Source organism: Roseibium sp. (genome assembly GCF_051016195.1).
Classification (GTDB): Bacteria; Pseudomonadota; Alphaproteobacteria; order Rhizobiales; family Stappiaceae; genus Roseibium.
Genome location: NZ_CP134616.1, coordinates 2,307,628 through 2,325,345, shown reverse-complemented (window position 1 = coordinate 2,325,345; position 17,718 = coordinate 2,307,628). Strand labels below are relative to the sequence as shown.

Genomic DNA, 17,718 nt, shown 5'->3' with positions numbered 1-17,718 from the left:
TAGAAGACCGGCAATGGCTTTCCGGAATTTATTGAAAGTGTTCTCAAGAATGGCCCGTGGACGGACATATTTCATCCGATAGACGCCTGGATATGCCCGACCATGAAGTCAAGAAACAGCCGCACCTTCGGGTCCTGATGCTTTCGGTGCGGATAGAGGCAGCCCATCTGCACCGGCAGCGGTGGCTCATGATCAAGCACCGCGACGAGCCTTCCCGATGCAAGGTGATCGGCAATCTCGAACCTGGGTTTCAAGATGATCCCGTGCCCGGCCAGCGCCCATTCGGTCAGGACATCGCCATGGTCGGACTCGAACGGGCCACGCACCGCGACTCTTTTCAGCCCGGCCTTTGTCTGAAGCGGCCACTGGAATTCCGGTGCGCCGGGATAGCGCATGTTCAGGCAGTCATGCTCACCGGATTGAAGCTGCTCGAAGCCGTGCGGCACCCCCTTTTGAGCAAGATAATCAGGCGCGGCACACAACACGCGCTCGCAATCTGCAATCTTGCGCATCTTCAGCGTTGAATCCTCCGGCAAGCCGAGAAAGAAGGCGGCGTCGAGACCTTCGCCGGTCAGATCAACCTTCCGGTCAGACAACCGAAGGCGGATCTCGATCAGCGGGTTCGCCGACTTGAACGCAGGGATGGCCGGTGCAATCAACCGCTGGCCCATCCCGATCGGAGCCGCAATGAAGAGTGTGCCCCGAGGCGACCGCGTCACATTGCTGATCTCCGCCTCGGCTTCCTCGACGGCTTCGACGATCTTGGTGGCCCCGCGATAGAACAGGTTGCCGTGTTCGGTCGGGCTGAGCGCCCGGGTCGTGCGCTGGAACAGGCGGACATTCAGGTGATCTTCGAGCTGCGAAACCCGGGAGGACGCGACGGCAGAGGAAATCCTGAGATCGCGCGCAGCGGCGGACATGTTCCCAAGCTCGTAGACGCGCAGGAAAGTCCGAATATTCTCCAGGTAGGCCACGCCCCGATTTATCCGTTTTTTTTGAAACTGATCGGAATTATGTCGAGATACCAGAAAATATCAAGTTAGAGTAGGTTACGGGCTCATAAATGAGGCTGCCTGAAAGGGGCTGGAGGGACAGCATGCTGGATATCGCCATCATCTGGGAATGGCTCGCATTCGCCGTCAGGTGGCTGCACGTCGTGACGGCCATCGCCTGGATCGGCTCTTCCTTCTATTTCATCGCCTTGGATCTGGGCCTGCGCAAGTCGCCGCACTTACCTGCAGGTGCCTTCGGCGAGGAATGGCAGGTCCATGGCGGCGGTTTCTACCACATCCAGAAGTACCTCGTCGCGCCGGAAAACATGCCGGAACATCTGACCTGGTTCAAATGGGAAAGCTATGCCACCTGGCTGTCCGGTGCCGCTCTCCTGATGATCGTCTACTGGGTCGGCGGCGAGCTTTACCTGATCGATCCGGAAAAGGCGGATCTTGCCCTCTGGCAGGGCGTCCTGATCTCAGCGGCATCTCTTTCGATCGGATGGCTTGTCTATGATTTTCTCTGCAAGTCGCCGCTGGGGAATCATCCGACGATCCTCATGATCCTGCTGTTCATCCTGCTGGTCGCGATGGGCTGGGGCTATGACCAGATCTTCACCGGACGCGCCACATTGCTGCATCTCGGCGCCTTTACGGCGACGATCATGACCGCGAATGTGTTCTTCATCATCATCCCGAACCAGAAGATCGTGGTGGCCGACCTGAAAGCAGGGCGCACCCCGGATGCCAAATACGGCAAGATCGCCAAGCTGCGGTCGATGCACAACAACTACCTGACGCTGCCGGTGGTCTTCCTCATGCTGAGCAATCATTACCCGCTCGCATTTGCGTCTGAATATAACTGGGTGATCGCCGCACTGGTGTTCCTGATGGGCGTCACAATCCGTCACTATTTCAACACCAAGCATGCGGGTGGCAAGGCCCCCATGTGGACCTGGCTCGCGACGGCGATCCTCTTCATCTTTATCATTCACCTGAGCATGGCGCCCTTGTGGAAGGACGGCAGCTACGAGGCCTCCGAAACCCGCCCCCTCACGAAAACAGAACAGGTCTTTGCAAGCGCGCCGGGCTTTGACGAGATCAGATCCATCGTTCCGGGCCGCTGCGCCATGTGCCATGCACGCGAACCCGTCTACGAGGGCATTCACTGGGCCCCGAAAGGCGTCGTTCTGGAAACGGATGCCGATATCCTGCGCACCGCACGCGAAATCTATCTGCAGTCCGGCGTCACCAATGCCATGCCGCCGGCCAATGTCTCCTACATGGAAGAGGACGAACGCCGCAAGATCGTGGACTGGTACCGCGCCGCGCGCGAAAAAGCACCCTTCGGCGTCGCGGTTCGATAACCTTATCGGAACTGTTTTGCGCGCCTGTTCTCGGCTGCAAGGCGGGCGGTTTCGTCAATCCGCTTTTGCCTTTTTGGTGGTCACGAGCCAGATGGGTCTGGAGGATGCGTGATTTTCCGTCAGCCAGCGCCCCAACTGAGAGCAGCTCTGAACCTCCACGCTCGAATGATCGTGGTCGTTTGCCACGTCGCCTCTCTCCAAAGCCTTTCGTCCGACTAAGCGGACCATCATACTTCACCCTATCTGCGGCACGGGATTTGAAGGGCAAGCGCCATGGAGAAACGCGGTGATGCATGGTATCCATCAAATCGGAACCAGCTCGAACCGGCGCTTCTCTACAAAAATGTTCACCGTTCTGGCCAATCGCACATACCGGCATCTTTTCACCGCCCAGGTGATCGCCCTGTTCGGCACGGGTCTGATGACGGTTGCGCTGGCGCTTCTGGCTTATGACCTTGCGGGTTCAGAAGCAGGTGCCGTGCTTGGGACCGCGCTTGCGATCAAGATGATCGTCTACGTGACCCTGTCCCCGCTCGCTGCAGGGTTCGCATCCCGCTTTCCGCGCCGGGCGTTGCTGGTGAGCCTTGATCTGGTGCGCGCGGGAACGGCCATCGCACTGCCCTTCGTGGATGCGGTCTGGCAGATCTATGTCCTGATCGCTGTTCTTCAGTCCGCGTCTGCGGCCTTCACCCCGGCTTTTCAGGCCACGATCCCGGACATTCTCAAGGACGAGCGGGACTATACCAACGCCTTGTCCCTGTCACGCATGGCCTATGACCTTGAAAACCTTCTCAGCCCCGCCGTCGCGGCCGTACTGATCGGCCTGGTCGGATATCATTGGCTTTTCAGCGGCACCGTTGCCGGGTTTCTGATCTCTGCGGCGCTTATCCTGACCGTCACGCTGCCAAGCCTGACCGCCACCGGCGGCACATCCCCCTGGCAGCGGATCTCGCAGGGCATGCGCATCTACCTGCAGACACCGCGGCTACAGGGCCTGCTCGCGCTCAATCTGACGGTTGCCGCAGCAGGTGCTATCGTGATCGTGAACTCCGTGGTCATTGTCAAGGGCCTGCTCGGCGGCAGCGATGCGGATCTCGCTCTCGTCATGGCGGCATTTGGCGGCGGCTCGATGGTCGCAGCAATTGCCCTTCCGCGCCTGCTGCTCAGAGTGAGCGACAGGCGCGTCATGCTGTCAGGCGCCTTTGTCCTGACGTGCGCCCTGCTCGCATTTGCCGCCGTTTCGATGCGTTTGCAAACGCAAGACCTGTGGCCCTTTCTGTTCGGGACCTGGTTCATCATGGGGGTCGCAAGTTCGGCAATCATGGTGCCCTCTGGCCGTTTGCTGCGGAACTCGGCGCATACCGAGGACAGGCCCATGGTGTTCGCTGCGCAGTTCGCCCTCTCTCATGGCTGCTGGCTCATCACCTATCCGCTTGCAGGCTGGCTCGGCACCAGCGCCGGCCTTCCGGCGACCATGATCGCGCATGCTGTTCTCGCAAGCTTCGGGGTGCTGGTGGCGTTGAAGCTGTGGCCATCGACAGACAGCACGATCCTGATGCACGAACATCCCGAGCTTCCGGCAGATCATCCGCATTTGCGCGACGCCTCCGGAAAGCGCCATGCTCATACCTTTGTCATCGACAGCCTTCACGCCAACTGGCCAACGGAACGCGGCTGACGAAGATCAGCCTCTTGTCCACCTGATTGTTGACATCAGCGGTCCAGTATCGGATCGAGATAAATGCCCGGTACGAACCCCGTCATTCCATAGTGGTCGATCCGGCACCAGACGCCCCCGAGCATTTCTCGCTTGGCTTCAGAACTTGCATCTTCAAAATCGAGCGGCACGATCTCGGGGAAACAGTTCAGCACGAGGACGTCGCTGGCGGACCGTGTCAGGCTCCCCACCGTTGCCGCGCTGCGATCGCCTGACGCACGAACGACAAGACGCATGCCTTCCGGGACATTGCGAAGCCGGTAGGCGGGTCCCCAGACACCGAAACCCGGCAGGTCGGCGGTTTCGGCGGGATCGGAGGCATCGGCCTGGGCGGAAACCGGCGGGACTTCCAAGCCAATCAGCAACAGGCAGACAAGCAGAAGAGGAAACTTTGCAAACGGTTTGGTCATCAGTCGGTTCACTGCAGATTGTTATCGAACCAGGCCGGTCTGGCGAGCATCGGCCAATGCATTCCGGCAGACTTGCGCTGCGCCCGGGTCCAGCGTCTCGACACGGTGTTTTTTCAGTATGGCGGCGAAACCGTCGATATCGGAGGCAAAGCCGAGTCGTATCGTGACGATCATCGCGTTTCCAAGTTCAATGCATGGATTGCCCGCAACCGGACCCGCGCTTCCGGGAGTTCCGGTCGGAGGGTTTTGAACACCTTGGCCTTCCGGATTGAACTCAGGAATGAAATCGCTCGGATCAATCCCGATTTCGCGTCCCCCGGCGATCATCGTCGCCGGATCCTCGCCTTGCTGGATAGCCGGAACCGCTCCTTGTTGCGCGAGCGTCGCCCTGGGGCGGTTGTCGTTGGCGATCAGTCCGGCTGCGATCAGTTCTGCCATGACGAAAGCGCACTGCCGCGGCCGCGCCGACGCAACGCTGACGATGCCCTGAACCGCCAGTATCCTCAAAACGGTGGAACGGGTCTCGCGCGAAGCTCCGCGCAGCAGGGGACTGACCGCGGGCTGCAGGATCACGCAGGCCTCGTCGAGCAGAGCACCCTGTGCGGTGCCGCCGATGCCCGAACCGCTGGCCCCTGCACCTGAAGATGGTGCGATGACCTTTGCGGATTGGGAACCGGAGGCAGACGGTGCTTCCTTCGGGCTTGGCCGGGGCACCGGCACGCCTGCGCCGGCATTCGCTGCGGTACTGCCTGCGCCACCACTTTCGGCAAGCTTCCAGAGACCTTCATTCTGGGCAATCAGATCCAGCGCTCTCCTGCAAGCAGCGGTATCCCCCGTCGCCTCTGTACTCTTCACACCCGCAATGACATAGATACCACGCAGATCCTGAACCTGCCGGGTGCCGGCCTGACGGTTGATGATTTCGGTGATCCGCGCAAGTTCCACGCAAGGATTGCCGCCACCGGCAACAGAAGGCTGCGGGGCAGGAACCGGACCGGGGCCAGATGCCGAAGGCTTCGGCCCTGACGGCAGGGTCTGGGCAGCTAGGTTCAGGCTGATCTCCATGGATGCAATCTGGTTTTGCCCCACCAGGACAAGGCTCGCCGTCTGTCTGCCGAGCCCATCGAAACGAACAGAGACGTTCATGGGCATCCCGCCCCAGCTGCCGAAACCTCCCGTCCAGGGGCCCGAGCCGCTTCCCGACAGGGCAATCGGTGCATCGGTGACTTCGCGCGGCAGAATCAGGGTGGCCGACGTCGGAGATGACTTTTCGAGCCTGACGGTCCCGGACGCGTCAACAGGCGTTGGTTGGGTCACCCCGGCAGCCGTCACCTTGCCGCTGCCTCCGGTCACGCCATAAATGTAGGTCCCGAGCACGTCCGCCGATGTCATGAGCCCCGGTGCCTGAACCGGGCTGTTGGATATGTGCCGCATGTCCACCCAGCCGTTGAGACCGGGAAACGCAATGACGCACATGGTGCCTTCGCACTGGTTGGTCACGTTTATGCCGCAGGTTCCGACCCCGATGCCACCCAGAACCGGTCCGTTCGTTGTCGGCGCATCATAGACCCGCAGGGAGTTTCCGCTGGGAGCCGACGCGACACAGGTCTCCGGCGAAGCAAACGCCGCGGAAACAGACGCCAGCAAAATGGCGGCGGAAAGGAAAACCTGCTTCATCCGATCATGTCCTTTCGGTTTGAGATGGCACAGCCAGTTGCAGATCTTCGATCGAAGGATCCTGGGCCACACGTTTCATCTCCGCCTCGTCCAGCTTGAACATGTCTGAAGGTTTCAGCCCGTTGATGCCGGCGACGAAGTTCCAGGGAATGGAGGCGACCCGCGTGTTGTAGGCCTGGACATTGCCATTGTAGATCCGCCGCGCGGCCGCAACCTGATCCTCGGTTTCCTCCAACTGCTTTTGCAACAGGGCGAGGTTCTCGTTTGCCGTGATCTCCGGATTGTCTTCTGTATAGGCAAACAGCTGCCCGAGCGCCTGGCCCAGTCCGGCCTCGGCTTTTGCGATGTCGTCGTGACGGTCTGTTGCCATTGCTTCGAGAGCAGCGGTCCTCGCAGAGACGATCTTGTCGACGATTGCCTGTTCGTGACCAAGGGCCGTCCGGGCCGCCTGAACGATGTTGGGCACAAGCGCGTGCCGCCGCTTGAGCTGGACGGTGATGCCCGACCAGGCTTCATCCACGCGAAAGCTCGCCGCCATCAGCGAATTGTAGCAAAGCACATAGGTCCCGACGACAACGGCCACCAGAAGTATCAAGATCAGGACAAACGTCATGGTGAGATCACTCCGCGTAGTGCTTGAAGGAAACGGACGCTTCGGAAAAATCGCAGACGGCCTCCTGCACGAAGCCGCGCAAGGTCGCATCGTCCAGGGTTTGCAGGTTCCGGAAACCCGCAAAGAAAACGCTGTCCCTGTCGATGATGACCCGCGCCGCATACCTGTCCGCAAGATCCAGAAGGCTCGTCTGCAGTGCGGGTGTGAGGATCTGGAGCGTTTCGACCGAAATCCGGTCGAGCCTGCCCCGGTCTTCGCGTTCCGTCACCCGGATATTGAAGGCGTTGTTGAAGGCAATGCTTTCGGTTTTCAGATCCCGGTCAAGCGGTCCGACTGCACTCAGGTTTTCGGGCATCAGGACGAGCCGGACCGACGTGTCGCGATCCAGCCGGTACGCGGCGACCATCATCAGGACATTGCCCTGTGCACCCGCGCCCGGCGAAACGGTGTTCTGTTTCGGTCCTCCGAACAACGCGGTTGAAGAATGCGCTCCGAGGCCGACCCACAAGGGAGTCCCGTTCTCTGCCGTGCCCCACATCTCGCTTTCGATCACGAGCGGGATCGATCCCCCGACCCGCAACTTGAACACTTCAGGAATCTGCTGCCGGATCTTCTGCATCCGGATGTCCGGAATCTTCGCCCGGAACCGGAACCCGAGTCCTTCGGCGGCAGCGTGAAGACGGCTCAGCCTGTCCCTGGACGCACCCGTCAGATGATCGACGGCAAATCCGCCTGCCATTCCGATCGTCACGAGAACGAACCCGAGGGGCCGCAGGCTGTCACTGAAAATGGCGAGCAGGAACCCCGGAACCGACAGCAGGAAAAGCGGGACCTCAAGCTTCTTGAACAACGCCGGCAGCACGGGCTTTCCACGCTCCAGCCGGGCCTCGATGGCGGGCTGAATACGGGCTTCAAACGGATCCCAGAACGTGTTCTGGGCCCTCATGGAAAAACCAGTTCGATCGTCTGATCCGCGGCCGGTGCGACATCGACCACGTCGACGATTGGATCCCGTTTGCTCTTGTCCCACGCCTCCACACGCACGGCGTATCGGCCCGGCAGCAGCAGGATCGGATCACCGCCGATCCGCATGGCAACAAATTCGTCGTTGTCCTCGGTGCTTTCCCCCTTGTAGATCTGAAATCTGACGTCGAATGTCATCAACTCACTGCCGTCCCGGTTGAGGGCGCGAAACAGAACTTTCGAGGTTGCTGCAATGATCTCGGCCTGAACGGTTTGTCCGGTCACGACGTCGATCTCGACACTGCCGGGTGACATCTTGTCGAGCCGCGTGATGACAAGGCTTGCCCGGTACTGGCCACTGGGAACGACCTTGACGAGGTTTTGCGTATAGGCGGAAAATGTCTCGCCCGTGACCCAGTTTTCGATGTCCCAGCGATAATCCACATCGGACAGCTTGATGTCCTGGTTCGCCATGATCGCCGCGAGGTCGAGCTGTCCTGCCCCCAGAACAAGATTGACCTCCGTCAGCTCGGTGTCGGAAACGGTTATGCGTTCTGTCGCAGAACTGCCCCTGTCGGTGCGCGCCGTCAGCAGGTAGGAACCCGGTTCCAGCCGTGCACTGAAGCGCGGCAGTGCGAGCAGATTGATTTCCTCGCCGCCGCCCTCCGGCGCGGCACTCCAGAAAACCCGGACACCGTCGGCTTCGGTGAGCGCCGGCGCACCGTCGTCCAGGCTGAGCGAAACAGAAAGGTTCTTGTCGAGTGAGGCGGCCGGCGGTGCCGGTGCGGCGACCGGAGCGAGCGCAACAGTCTGTTGAAGCGCCTCCCCGAGGCTTGCCGCGTCGTCGGCGTTCAGGAACAGTCCCCCGGTGTTTTCGGCAAGACAGGCGACCTGGCCGCTTTCTTCGGCGGTGAGGCCGAAACCGATGACATGCGCTGTGAAATCGATCCCCAGCGCTTCCAGCTCCGATGCAACGGCGCAGGGATCGGCCTCGCAGGTTTCAATACCGTCGGTGATCAGGATCACCGTCGCCTTGTCTTCCTGATAACGCAACGCGTCTGCTGCGCGCCTGACGGCCCTTGTCAGCGGGGTCTTGCCTTTTGGGTTGAGCGACTGCACGGACGAAACCAGCGCGCCTGATCGGGTCGCAGCCGGCCCGATCGGCACAAGCGTCTCGATGTCGTTGCAGTCGCCCTTGCGGTTGTGGCCATAGGCAACAAGGCCAACTTCAAGGTCCGGAGGCAATTGTGTCGCAACACGTGCGAGCGTCTCGCGAGCGGTAACGATCTTGGCCTGCCCGTCTATCTGCCCCCACATGGACCCCGACCCGTCGAAAACGAACATCGCCCGCCCGGGTGATTGCTCCTGGGCGTTCAGCGGCGTCAGGGCGCAAGACGTTAAAAAACATAGAAAAAACAGCTTGGGAAAAAGCGCATACATCCACAATCATCCTTGGATCGGCCAATATCCAAGGAAAGCACGAGGTCGTGTGCAAAGACACCTATCGATTTCATTAGGTCGGGGCTCAGGCGGTGCTGTCGAGATACCTGACCCAGTCCTTCCAGTGACTGAATGGCAGGCTGTGCCCCGCGTTTTCCACCAGTGAAACGCGCGCATCCAACCGTTCGGCAAAGGCCAGGATGCGCTCCGGGCGAATGGACCTGTTCTGTGTTCCGTGTACGAAATGAACAGGAACATTTGCCGGCTGCAACGTGCGTTCCCAGTCAGATGCCACGAACCGGCAATCGTTGATGAAGCTGTCGGACCCGGTTTCCACGTGGAACAGGTGACCCTGCCAGAAGAGGTCCAGAGTGTGCGGATCCTGACACGCATCCAGATCCGCGGGCGCGCCCCCGAAAACCGTTTGCGCAAAGCCTCCCGGCCCGTCCCGCTTGAGACGCTTGTCGCCGATCTTCGCCATGTAGCTCAACAAGGACACCGAAACGCGTGGCAGGATCGCAAACAGTTTCTGTTGCGGAGGTGCGCTGGCAAAGTCCTGGAACGACCGCATCGGCGGCTGCGCCGAAACGCACAAGAGCTCCGACACCCGGTCTTCCAGCTGCGGCAGACACAGGAGCGCGAAAATGCTGCCCACATCAAAGGCGACCAGGGACACCTTGTCCACGTTGAGCTGATCGAGAAGCTCACGCAGGTCATGAGCGTATCGCTTCGGATCCAGAAGCAGGATGTCATGGCCGTCGCTTTGCCCGTGCCAGGGACGCGCCGGAGACAGAAAGCGAATGCCATTTTGCGCAAAATGGCGCGCCGCGGAATTCGGCATGCGATTGCCGCAAAGACATCCGTGCAGGAAAAGAACTGTTCGGCCTTCGGACGCGCCCTGCTCGAGGTAGTCCAGCTTTCGCCCGTCAGCAAGCTGCAGTTGATACCGCGCGGAACTCGCGGCGTTTTGCACACCCGAGGATCGTCTGTTCGATGACGCCGCGACGGCTTTCGCAAGGTCGGTCAGTTCACCGGTGCCACGCGACCGCGTCTTCATGATCATCGACTTGATCTGCTGGCGGACCGTCTCGACCGACCGGCTCCGCGCCTCGGCAATTTCCAACGGCGCATGCCCGCCGACCAGGAGTGACAGGACATCCGTTTCAGAAGGGGTCAGTCCGTAGAGGCTCTGCATGGCAAGACTTGCGCCCGGCCGCCAGAGGCTTTCAACACCGGAAAGGTTCCATTGCGTATCGGAGGACCTCGTTTCGGTCATTGTCAGAGCCAACAGAACGTGCTTCCCGGTCTCCCGCTTCGGAATGCGGACGACGGGCCAGTCGGACAAACGGCCGGCAACAGCATCGCGAAGCAGTTGCAGTGCGTCATCATCAATCTGGAGATCTTCAAGCGATGCGCCTGAGACGACTCCCAAAACGCTCTCGGCAAGATCGTTTGCTTTTATGACTTTCAAATCCGGGCCGATGGCCAGCTCCGGACGATCAGCCTCGACGACCGGTTTGGGCAGGTTCGAAAGCAATTGTTCCGCTGTTTCGAAATGCGCTTCAATGTCACGCTTGCGGCGAAGAAGTTCCTTGCGCGCACTTGGATCCGATAGGCTGCCTTCGGCGAGGTAAATCAATTCATCAAATTTGTCCTGATCGAGTATTGCGCCGTACGCATGCGCAATCATGTCATCGAGCCGTGCCGGATTCGGTCCTTTTTCTGTTTCGCTCAAGCTGCGTCGATGCCCCTTGTCTTCATAAATTGACGATGAAAATTTCCCCAATAGCCATGTCGAATGTAGCGCCCGGGCAGCTGCAATCAACGCCATACCCAAAATTGGTCATGCCTTTGGGGAAGCGTCCTGCTAGCGATAACGGGCTATGCAGATCGGGCGATGCGGGAGAGACTGAAAGTGTTCGACGTTGACACAGTTGATTTTGAACCGGAACACCTCACCCTCCGCGAGGTCCAGTGCCTGAAGCAGCTTGCGGTCGGTGAGCGGCCTCAGAGGATCGCGGCGATCCTCGGCATTGCGCCCATCACGGTCGAGTTTCACATCCGCAACGCGAGACGAAAGCTTGGTGCAAAGACAAGAGAACACGCGATTGCGATCGTTGTTTCCAGAGGGCTCTTGTCCAAGGCAGTTCCGGACGAGGACGGAGGGTCACCGACGTTGCCGCTGAAAGCCGTCGCCTCGATCTGAACCCCGCACCAGACATCCAGGACCACACATCCCGGACCGGGCGCATGATCGCGCTTCCGAACACCTGCCCCACCGAACCTGCCGCTTAGCAGCAAGACGAAACGACAATTTTTCGACGTTCTGACTTGACAAATTGGAACGTTCCAAGTTTTATGCTGAAAACAAATTGGAACGTTCCAAATCTAGTCTCTCGGGAGGTATGTATGCGTTGGGCCCTGATCGGTGCGAGCCGAATTGCATCCGGATATGTCATCGATGCGATCCGGACCCAGGACGGGGCCGAGGTCAGCTCGGTTCTGAGCTCGAACGCGGAAAGAGGCGCCTCCTTCGCACGGGAAAACGAAATACCCGAAAGCTTCACCGATCTGGACGCTCAGCTTGCGGACGACACGATCGACGCCGTCTACATCTCAACGACCAATGAGAAACATCACCCGCAGGCATTGGCCGCGATTGCGGCGGGCAAGCATGTCCTGTGCGAAAAACCCCTGGCGATGACGCTTGAAGATGCGGTCGAGATGGTGAAAGCAGCGCGCGACCGGGGCGTTGTGTTCGCAACCAACCATCACCTGCGCAATGCCGGCTCGCACCTGGCCATAAGGGATCTCATTTCTTCCGGCCGGATCGGCAAGGTTCTGAGCGCCCGCGTCTTTCATGCGGTCAATCTGCCCGAGCACCTGCGCGGCTGGCGCATCAATGATGCAGCTGCCGGCGGTGGCGTCATTCCTGACATCGTTGTGCATGATGCCGACACCATCCGTTTCCACCTCTCCGAGGACCCGGTGGATGTGGTGGCCAAAGCCGGCACATCCGGAATGGGCGACGGGGTCGAAGACAGCGTCATGTCGGTCTGGTCGATGCCGTCCGGCACCATGGTGCAGACCCACGAAAGCTTCACCCACGCCTTCGCAGGCACCGGCATCGAGTTTCACGGTACGCAAGGGTCGATTTTTGCCCGCAATGTCATGACCCAGCAGCCGGTTGGTGAAATCAGGCTCGTCGGCGACAGCGGCGAAAGCGAAATCTCCTTCCAGACCCACAATCTCTATCACCGCGCTCTCGGCCTCTTCACAAATGCCGTCCGCGGAAACGGCGCGCCGTCCGCCGACGGTGTCGATGGCATCAAGTCCCTGGCCGTTGCCCATGCTGTTCGCCTCGCCGCGCAAAGCGGCAAAACCGAACGCGTCGACTACGGAGGGTTCTGATCCATGTCTTCCAAGATTGTCTCTGTTGAAGCAGCTGTCGCGAAAATCTCTGACAATGCCGTGGTCACGGTTTCCTCTTCCTCCGGCCTCGGGTGCCCCGACAAGGTTCTTCAAGCCATCGGCGAGAGGTTCGACACGGAAGGGCACCCGAGGAACCTCACCACGATCCATCCGATCGCGGCCGGTGACATGTACGGGATCAAGGGGATCGATCACATTGCCAAGGACGGCCTCCTGTCGACGATCATCGCGGGCTCCTATCCTTCCGGCCCGTCTTCGCTGCCCATGCCGGACATCTGGCAAATGCTGGTCGACAACCGGGTCGCCGCATACAACGTCCCCTCCGGCATTCTCTTCGACATGCACCGGGACGTCGCAGCGCGCCGTCCGGGTGTCATGACAAAGGTCGGTCTGGACACATTCGTCGACCCTGTCCGCCAGGGCTGCGCCATGAATGACGTTGCGGCCGGAAAACCGATTGTCTCCAGAATTGAACTCGGCAGTGAGACCTGGCTGCACTTTCCCAACATCGTTCCGGATGTCGCCATCATCCGGGCGACCACATCCGACGAGCGCGGCAACCTGACTTACGAGCACGAAGGGGCGTATCTCGGCGGACTGGAGCAGGCGATTGCCGTGCGCAACCATGGCGGCCTTGTCATTGCCCAGGTCAAGCGTGTGACCGCGTCCGGTTCCCTGCGCCCTCACGACGTCCGCGTGCCCGGACACCTCGTTGATCTGGTGGTCGTGGACCCGGATCAGCGCCAGACCACCGAGACCGACTACGATCCGGCAATCTCCGGCGAGATCATGCGCCCCTGGTCGAGTTTTTCCCTCGCTGAACACGGCATTGAGAAGGTCGTTGCAAGGCGTGCCGCGATGGAGCTCGCCAGAGGTCAGACAGCCAATCTCGGCTTTGGCATTTCCGCGATGGTCCCGCGTGTTCTTCTCGAAGCCGGACAGGAGCAGGCGGTTACCTGGGCGATCGAGCAGGGCGCCACGGGCGGCATGCCCCTGACGGGTTTCGCCTTCGGCTGCGCCTCCAACGCAGACGCCTACATGCCTTCGCCGCAGCAGTTCACCTATTTCCAGGGCGGCGGCTTCGACGTCTCGTTCCTGTCCTTCCTGGAAATCGATCTTGAAGGCAACGTCAACGTCTCCAAGCTCGGAAAGAAGCCTTACCTGACAGCCGGATGCGGCGGTTTTGTCGACATAACCGCAAATGCCGGAAAGATCGTTTTCTCCGGCCTCTTCGAAGCCGGCGCCGACCTCGACCTTTCCGATGAAGGCCTAACGGTGAAGTCACCGGGCAAATTCACAAAGATGGTGGACGAAGTTGAACACGTCACTTTCTCCGGCCGGCGCGCGCGGGAACTCGGGCAAGAGGTGCTCTACATCACCGAACGCTGCGTCATCCAGCTGACAGAGAGCGGGCTGCTTGCGACCGAGATCATGCCCGGCATCGACGCGCAGCGCGACATCGTCGACGCCTCTGCGGGCCGGGTGCGGCTTGCAAACGACCTGAAGCAAATGCCGAAGGCGCTCCTTCGGCGTGAAGCGATGGAGCTGCATCTGTGAGCGCGCTTCATCTCATCATTGACGGCCCGATCGCCGAACTGAGGCTCGACAATCCAGCGAAGCTCAACGCCTTCACGACGGACATGCTGGCGGCAATCGAACCTCATTGCGCAGCCATCGAGAAAGATCCCGCCATTCGCGCCGTCGTCATCAGCGCCGAAGATGCGAAAGCGTTTTGCGCGGGCGCGGATATCATTGCCTGGTCGGAACTCGGCCCCTGGGACTTCGCCCGGCACTGGGTACGGGAAGGCCACCGGCTGTTCGACCGTGTCGCGCGCCTCTCCAAGCCGACGGTCGCTGCCATCGGCGGTCATGCCTTTGGTGGCGGTCTGGAATTCGCCGCGACCGCGGACATCCGCGTCATGGCCTCGAATGCAACCCTTGCCCTGCCTGAAGCATCGGTCGGTATTGTCCCGGGATGGTCGGGAACACAGCGCCTGATCCGGCTTTTGGGCGAGCCGGTCGTGAAGGAAATGGCCTTGTTCGGCCGCAGGATTTCCGCCGAGCGCGCCCATTCTCTGGGCTTTGCCGCCGAGCTGGCCGATGACCCGCGCGCCAAGGCCTTTGAACTGGCGGAAGGCCTCGCCGGCAAGTCGCCCTGTTCGATCGAAGTTGCCAAATACATGATCCACGCGGCTGCCGGAGAAGACCGCAGCGCCATGATCGAAGCGCTCGGTGCCGGCATGATCGGCCCGACGGCTGACCGCGAAGAGGGTGTCACCGCCTTCCGCGAAAAACGCAAACCGGAATTTCCTGGAAGCTAGATATGAGTGATCTGAACGTTGTCTCCATCAGCGAAGCAAAGATACCAGCTGAGCCTTTCGTCGCCCGCCACCTGATCGATGGCGCGTGGCGCGTCAGCGCGGACGCGGCGACCTTCGAAAGGACATCGCCGTCGCACGGATCCGTCGTGACAATTGCCAGCAGGGGCGGTAAGGTCGACGCGGACGCCGCGATCGCCGCTGCCAGAACGGCATTCGACAAGGGACGCTGGTCACGCACAAGCGGCAAGGACCGCGCCACGCTTTTGCTCAAGGTTGCCGATCTGATCGATCGTGAGAGAGAGCGGATCGCTCTCATGGAAACACTGGAATCCGGCAAGCCGATCAGCCAGGCCAAAGCCGAGATCGAAGGGGCCGCCGACATCTGGCGCTTTGCCGCCTCGCTCGCACGGACCATGCACGGCGAAAGCCACAACTCGCTCGGAAGCGATTTTCTCGGCCTTGTGCTCAAGGAGCCGATCGGTGTCGTTTCCATCATCACACCGTGGAACTTTCCGTTCCTGATCGTGTCCCAGAAGCTTCCATTCGCGCTCGCCGCCGGCTGTACGGCGGTCATCAAACCCTCCGAGATGACACCCGCTACAACGTTCATCATGGGCGAATTGCTGATTGAAGCCGGCATTCCCGCAGGCGTGGTGAACATCGTTCTGGGCTTCGGCGATCCGGTCGGAACAGCCATGACCCAGGACAAGCGTGTCGACATGGTGACCTTCACCGGATCGACAGGGGTCGGCAAGGCGATCGTCAAGGCGGCTGCAGGCACGCTCAAGAAGGTATCGCTCGAACTGGGTGGCAAGAACCCTCAGGTGATCTTTCCCGACGCCGATCTTGAAAATGCTGCCGACGCAGTCGCGTTCGGCGTCTATTTCAATGCCGGCGAATGCTGCAATTCCGGTTCCCGCATCATCGTGCACGAGGATATTGCCGACGAGTTCGTCGCGCGGACAATCGCCCTGTCTCGCAAGGTTCCGTTCGGCGATCCCCTGGATCCGGCGACCAAGGTCGGCGCGATCATTACGCCCGAGCATCAGCAAAAGATCGACACATACGTTCAGGACGCCAGGGCCGCCGGCGCCGATGTACCGCTCGGCGGAGGCGCGCTCGATGTTCCGGGGCTGAACGGCCAGTTCTACCAGCCGACGGTTGTCACCAAGGTAGCCGGTACCATGGCAATCGCGCGCGAGGAAGTGTTCGGCCCGGTTCTCTCGGTTCTGACCTTCAGGACGCTGGATGAAGCCATCGACCTCGTGAACGATGCCGACTATGGCCTGTCGGCAGGTGTCTGGAGCGAAAACGTTCACACGTGTCTTGAGTTTGCCCGCCGCGCCAATGCCGGCACCGTGTGGACGAACACGTGGATGGATGGTTTCGCGGAACTTCCCTTCGGTGGCTACAAGGAGAGCGGACAGGGACGCGAGCTTGGCAAATATGGCCTGGACGAGTTCCTGGAGGCAAAGACGGTCACCATGAAAATCGGCAGGTCGCGCGATCCGTGGGTGCCTCAATGACGGCTTTATCTCGAAATCGAGAAAGGTCCTTCGGGCTGCAGCAGAACCTGCAGGTCTTCGACTGGCGCACCGGAAATCCGGCCAAGCAGCACCTTGGCCATCGCCCGGCCCGTCGCGCGCAGATCCTCGTCAATCGTCTCGATGCGCGGCCGGAAATGGTTGGATATCGGCGACGCCCGTTTGGCGACAACGTCGACATCCTGTCCTTCCGCCAATCCCATGTCGTTGAGAAACGCAAGCGTGATCAGCGCGCTGACCTCGCCAACACAGACATAACCGTCCGGCGCGTCCGGGGCGGTATGCAGGCTGCGCAGCGTCGCGGCAATGTCGTCGGGCTCACTGTCCAGGTCGACCTCGGTCGGGATCGTCAGCTTCATGCCGTGATCGGTGGCCGCCTGCCGCGCGCCAAAGCGCAAATGCTGCCCGAACGTGTATTTCTCGTTCGGCATGACGATGCAGATATGCTTGCGCCCCTTCTCGACGAGGTGCGCGATCGCCATGCGCACGAAGGCTTCGTTGTCGAAATCGACAAAGGGATGCGGCGTCATGAAATCGGTCCGTCCGTGCGTGACGAACGGAAAATCGTGTTCAAGAAGGTAGCGCGCGCGGTCGTCGAAACACTCGGTTCTGGTGAAAACGATCGCATCGGCCAGCGAGTGCCGGCGGATGTTTCGGATGGTCTCGAGCCGGTCATCGCCAAGGCTGTCCGCCGTGATGTTGATCGAGTAGCCCGTTCCGTTGAGCCCCTCATACATGCCGCCGAGAAACTCGGAGGTGAAGCTCAGGAACTCGTGCCTCGGATTGAGCAAAAGGCTGATGACCTTGGTGCGCCCCGTGCGCAATCTCTGCGCGGCCCGGTTTGGCACATACCCGAGTTTGTCTGCAATTTGCGAGATGCGTTTCCGGGTGGCCTCGGCAATCCTGGGATCATCCGCGAGCGCACGCGACACGGTGGTCACGGCAACGCCTGCTTCGGCCGCAACCGTGCGCAACGTCGGGCGCGTGCGCGCGTCGGCAGCACCGTCCATCGTTGTTCCAGCGTTTTTCTGCGACATGCCCGTTCCCCTCAACCAGAGGCTTGTAGCTCATACGGTTCGCCAAGTCTAATCAGGGAATTTAAAACGTTGCAACAAAGAAAGATGTTGCAACGCAAAATCTCAGACAATCAATTAACTGCATGTAAAAAAACAAATAATTCATTCCAAAGCCGAAAAGAATTAAAGATTGACATTCCAGGGGTTTGCAACGTTACAATAGACG

Annotated in this window: 15 protein-coding genes; 7 read left to right on the top strand and 8 right to left on the bottom strand. The window is 60.3% G+C overall.

Going from position 1 to position 17,718, the window contains the following annotated elements; genetic code table 11:
• Positions 1–71: 71 nt before the first annotated feature.
• Entirely contained in the window at positions 72–974 is a 903-nt protein-coding gene (locus tag RDA78_RS10765) for a LysR family transcriptional regulator (RefSeq protein ID WP_434055309.1), read from the bottom strand.
• Positions 975–1,096: 122 nt separating this feature from the next.
• Here RDA78_RS10765 and RDA78_RS10760 point away from each other — a divergent pair, with 122 nt between their 5' ends.
• Positions 1,097–2,359 (top strand): urate hydroxylase PuuD, encoded by a 1,263-nt coding sequence (locus RDA78_RS10760; protein WP_434055308.1) that lies wholly within the window; start codon positions 1,097–1,099, stop codon positions 2,357–2,359.
• Between the two features lie 343 nt (positions 2,360–2,702).
• Positions 2,703–4,037: an MFS transporter gene (locus RDA78_RS10755; RefSeq protein ID WP_434056132.1), complete on the top strand. Its 1,335-nt coding sequence runs from the start codon at positions 2,703–2,705 to the stop codon at positions 4,035–4,037.
• 35 nt (positions 4,038–4,072) lie between these two features.
• Here RDA78_RS10755 and RDA78_RS10750 read toward each other — a convergent pair whose 3' ends face one another.
• The 6 genes from RDA78_RS10750 to RDA78_RS10725 form a co-directional block, all read right to left on the bottom strand.
• Positions 4,073–4,486 carry a hypothetical protein gene (locus tag RDA78_RS10750; RefSeq protein WP_434055307.1) on the bottom strand — a complete coding sequence of 138 codons (414 nt, stop codon included), beginning with the start codon at positions 4,484–4,486 and terminating at the stop codon, positions 4,073–4,075.
• 21 nt (positions 4,487–4,507) lie between these two features.
• Positions 4,508–6,163: a hypothetical protein gene (locus tag RDA78_RS10745; RefSeq protein ID WP_434055306.1), complete on the bottom strand. Its 1,656-nt coding sequence runs from the start codon at positions 6,161–6,163 to the stop codon at positions 4,508–4,510.
• A 4-nt stretch (positions 6,164–6,167) separates the two neighbouring features.
• Positions 6,168–6,776, bottom strand: coding sequence for a LemA family protein (locus tag RDA78_RS10740; protein ID WP_434055305.1), 609 nt, complete (start codon positions 6,774–6,776; stop codon positions 6,168–6,170).
• Positions 6,777–6,783: 7 nt separating this feature from the next.
• Positions 6,784–7,722 (bottom strand): hypothetical protein, encoded by a 939-nt coding sequence (locus RDA78_RS10735; RefSeq protein ID WP_434055304.1) that lies wholly within the window; start codon positions 7,720–7,722, stop codon positions 6,784–6,786.
• Positions 7,719–9,083 (bottom strand): vWA domain-containing protein, encoded by a 1,365-nt coding sequence (locus RDA78_RS10730; protein WP_434055303.1) that lies wholly within the window; start codon positions 9,081–9,083, stop codon positions 7,719–7,721. The genes RDA78_RS10735 and RDA78_RS10730 overlap by 4 nt, the downstream gene beginning before the upstream one ends.
• A 181-nt stretch (positions 9,084–9,264) precedes the next feature.
• Positions 9,265–10,914 (bottom strand): alpha/beta fold hydrolase, encoded by a 1,650-nt coding sequence (locus tag RDA78_RS10725; protein ID WP_434055302.1) that lies wholly within the window; start codon positions 10,912–10,914, stop codon positions 9,265–9,267.
• Between the two features lie 180 nt (positions 10,915–11,094).
• Between RDA78_RS10725 and RDA78_RS10720 the strand changes: the two genes are divergently transcribed.
• From RDA78_RS10720 to RDA78_RS10700, 5 genes are all read left to right on the top strand, one after another.
• Complete coding sequence (locus RDA78_RS10720; RefSeq protein WP_434055301.1) at positions 11,095–11,385, top strand: helix-turn-helix domain-containing protein; 291 nt, start codon at positions 11,095–11,097, stop codon at positions 11,383–11,385.
• Positions 11,386–11,588: 203 nt separating this feature from the next.
• Positions 11,589–12,590: a Gfo/Idh/MocA family protein gene (locus tag RDA78_RS10715; RefSeq protein WP_434055300.1), complete on the top strand. Its 1,002-nt coding sequence runs from the start codon at positions 11,589–11,591 to the stop codon at positions 12,588–12,590.
• Positions 12,591–12,593: 3 nt separating this feature from the next.
• Entirely contained in the window at positions 12,594–14,168 is a 1,575-nt protein-coding gene (locus tag RDA78_RS10710) for an acyl CoA:acetate/3-ketoacid CoA transferase (RefSeq protein ID WP_434055299.1), read from the top strand.
• Complete coding sequence (locus tag RDA78_RS10705; RefSeq protein ID WP_434055298.1) at positions 14,165–14,932, top strand: enoyl-CoA hydratase/isomerase family protein; 768 nt, start codon at positions 14,165–14,167, stop codon at positions 14,930–14,932. The genes RDA78_RS10710 and RDA78_RS10705 overlap by 4 nt, the downstream gene beginning before the upstream one ends.
• Positions 14,933–14,934: 2 nt before the next feature.
• On the top strand, positions 14,935–16,458 hold the full coding sequence (locus RDA78_RS10700) for an aldehyde dehydrogenase family protein (RefSeq protein WP_434055297.1): 1,524 nt from the start codon (positions 14,935–14,937) through the stop codon (positions 16,456–16,458).
• Positions 16,459–16,463: 5 nt separating this feature from the next.
• Here the strand turns inward: RDA78_RS10700 and RDA78_RS10695 are convergent, their stop codons facing one another.
• Positions 16,464–17,513: a LacI family DNA-binding transcriptional regulator gene (locus RDA78_RS10695; RefSeq protein WP_434055296.1), complete on the bottom strand. Its 1,050-nt coding sequence runs from the start codon at positions 17,511–17,513 to the stop codon at positions 16,464–16,466.
• Positions 17,514–17,718 lie beyond the last annotated feature (205 nt).

What these genes read in the sequence shown, in the direction of transcription:
- RDA78_RS10755 (WP_434056132.1), top strand. Translation starts at nt 2,703, where the DNA reads ATGTTCACCGTTCTGGCCAATCGCACATACCGGCATCTTTTCACCGCC.
- RDA78_RS10745 (WP_434055306.1), bottom strand. Translation starts at nt 6,163, where the DNA reads ATGAAGCAGGTTTTCCTTTCCGCCGCCATTTTGCTGGCGTCTGTTTCC.
- RDA78_RS10740 (WP_434055305.1), bottom strand. Translation starts at nt 6,776, where the DNA reads ATGACGTTTGTCCTGATCTTGATACTTCTGGTGGCCGTTGTCGTCGGG.
- RDA78_RS10710 (WP_434055299.1), top strand. Translation starts at nt 12,594, where the DNA reads ATGTCTTCCAAGATTGTCTCTGTTGAAGCAGCTGTCGCGAAAATCTCT.
- RDA78_RS10750 (WP_434055307.1), bottom strand. Translation starts at nt 4,486, where the DNA reads ATGACCAAACCGTTTGCAAAGTTTCCTCTTCTGCTTGTCTGCCTGTTG.
- RDA78_RS10715 (WP_434055300.1), top strand. Translation starts at nt 11,589, where the DNA reads ATGCGTTGGGCCCTGATCGGTGCGAGCCGAATTGCATCCGGATATGTC.
- RDA78_RS10700 (WP_434055297.1), top strand. Translation starts at nt 14,935, where the DNA reads ATGAGTGATCTGAACGTTGTCTCCATCAGCGAAGCAAAGATACCAGCT.
- RDA78_RS10760 (WP_434055308.1), top strand. Translation starts at nt 1,097, where the DNA reads ATGCTGGATATCGCCATCATCTGGGAATGGCTCGCATTCGCCGTCAGG.
- RDA78_RS10735 (WP_434055304.1), bottom strand. Translation starts at nt 7,722, where the DNA reads ATGAGGGCCCAGAACACGTTCTGGGATCCGTTTGAAGCCCGTATTCAG.
- RDA78_RS10730 (WP_434055303.1), bottom strand. Translation starts at nt 9,083, where the DNA reads ATGTTCGTTTTCGACGGGTCGGGGTCCATGTGGGGGCAGATAGACGGG.
- RDA78_RS10695 (WP_434055296.1), bottom strand. Translation starts at nt 17,513, where the DNA reads ATGTCGCAGAAAAACGCTGGAACAACGATGGACGGTGCTGCCGACGCG.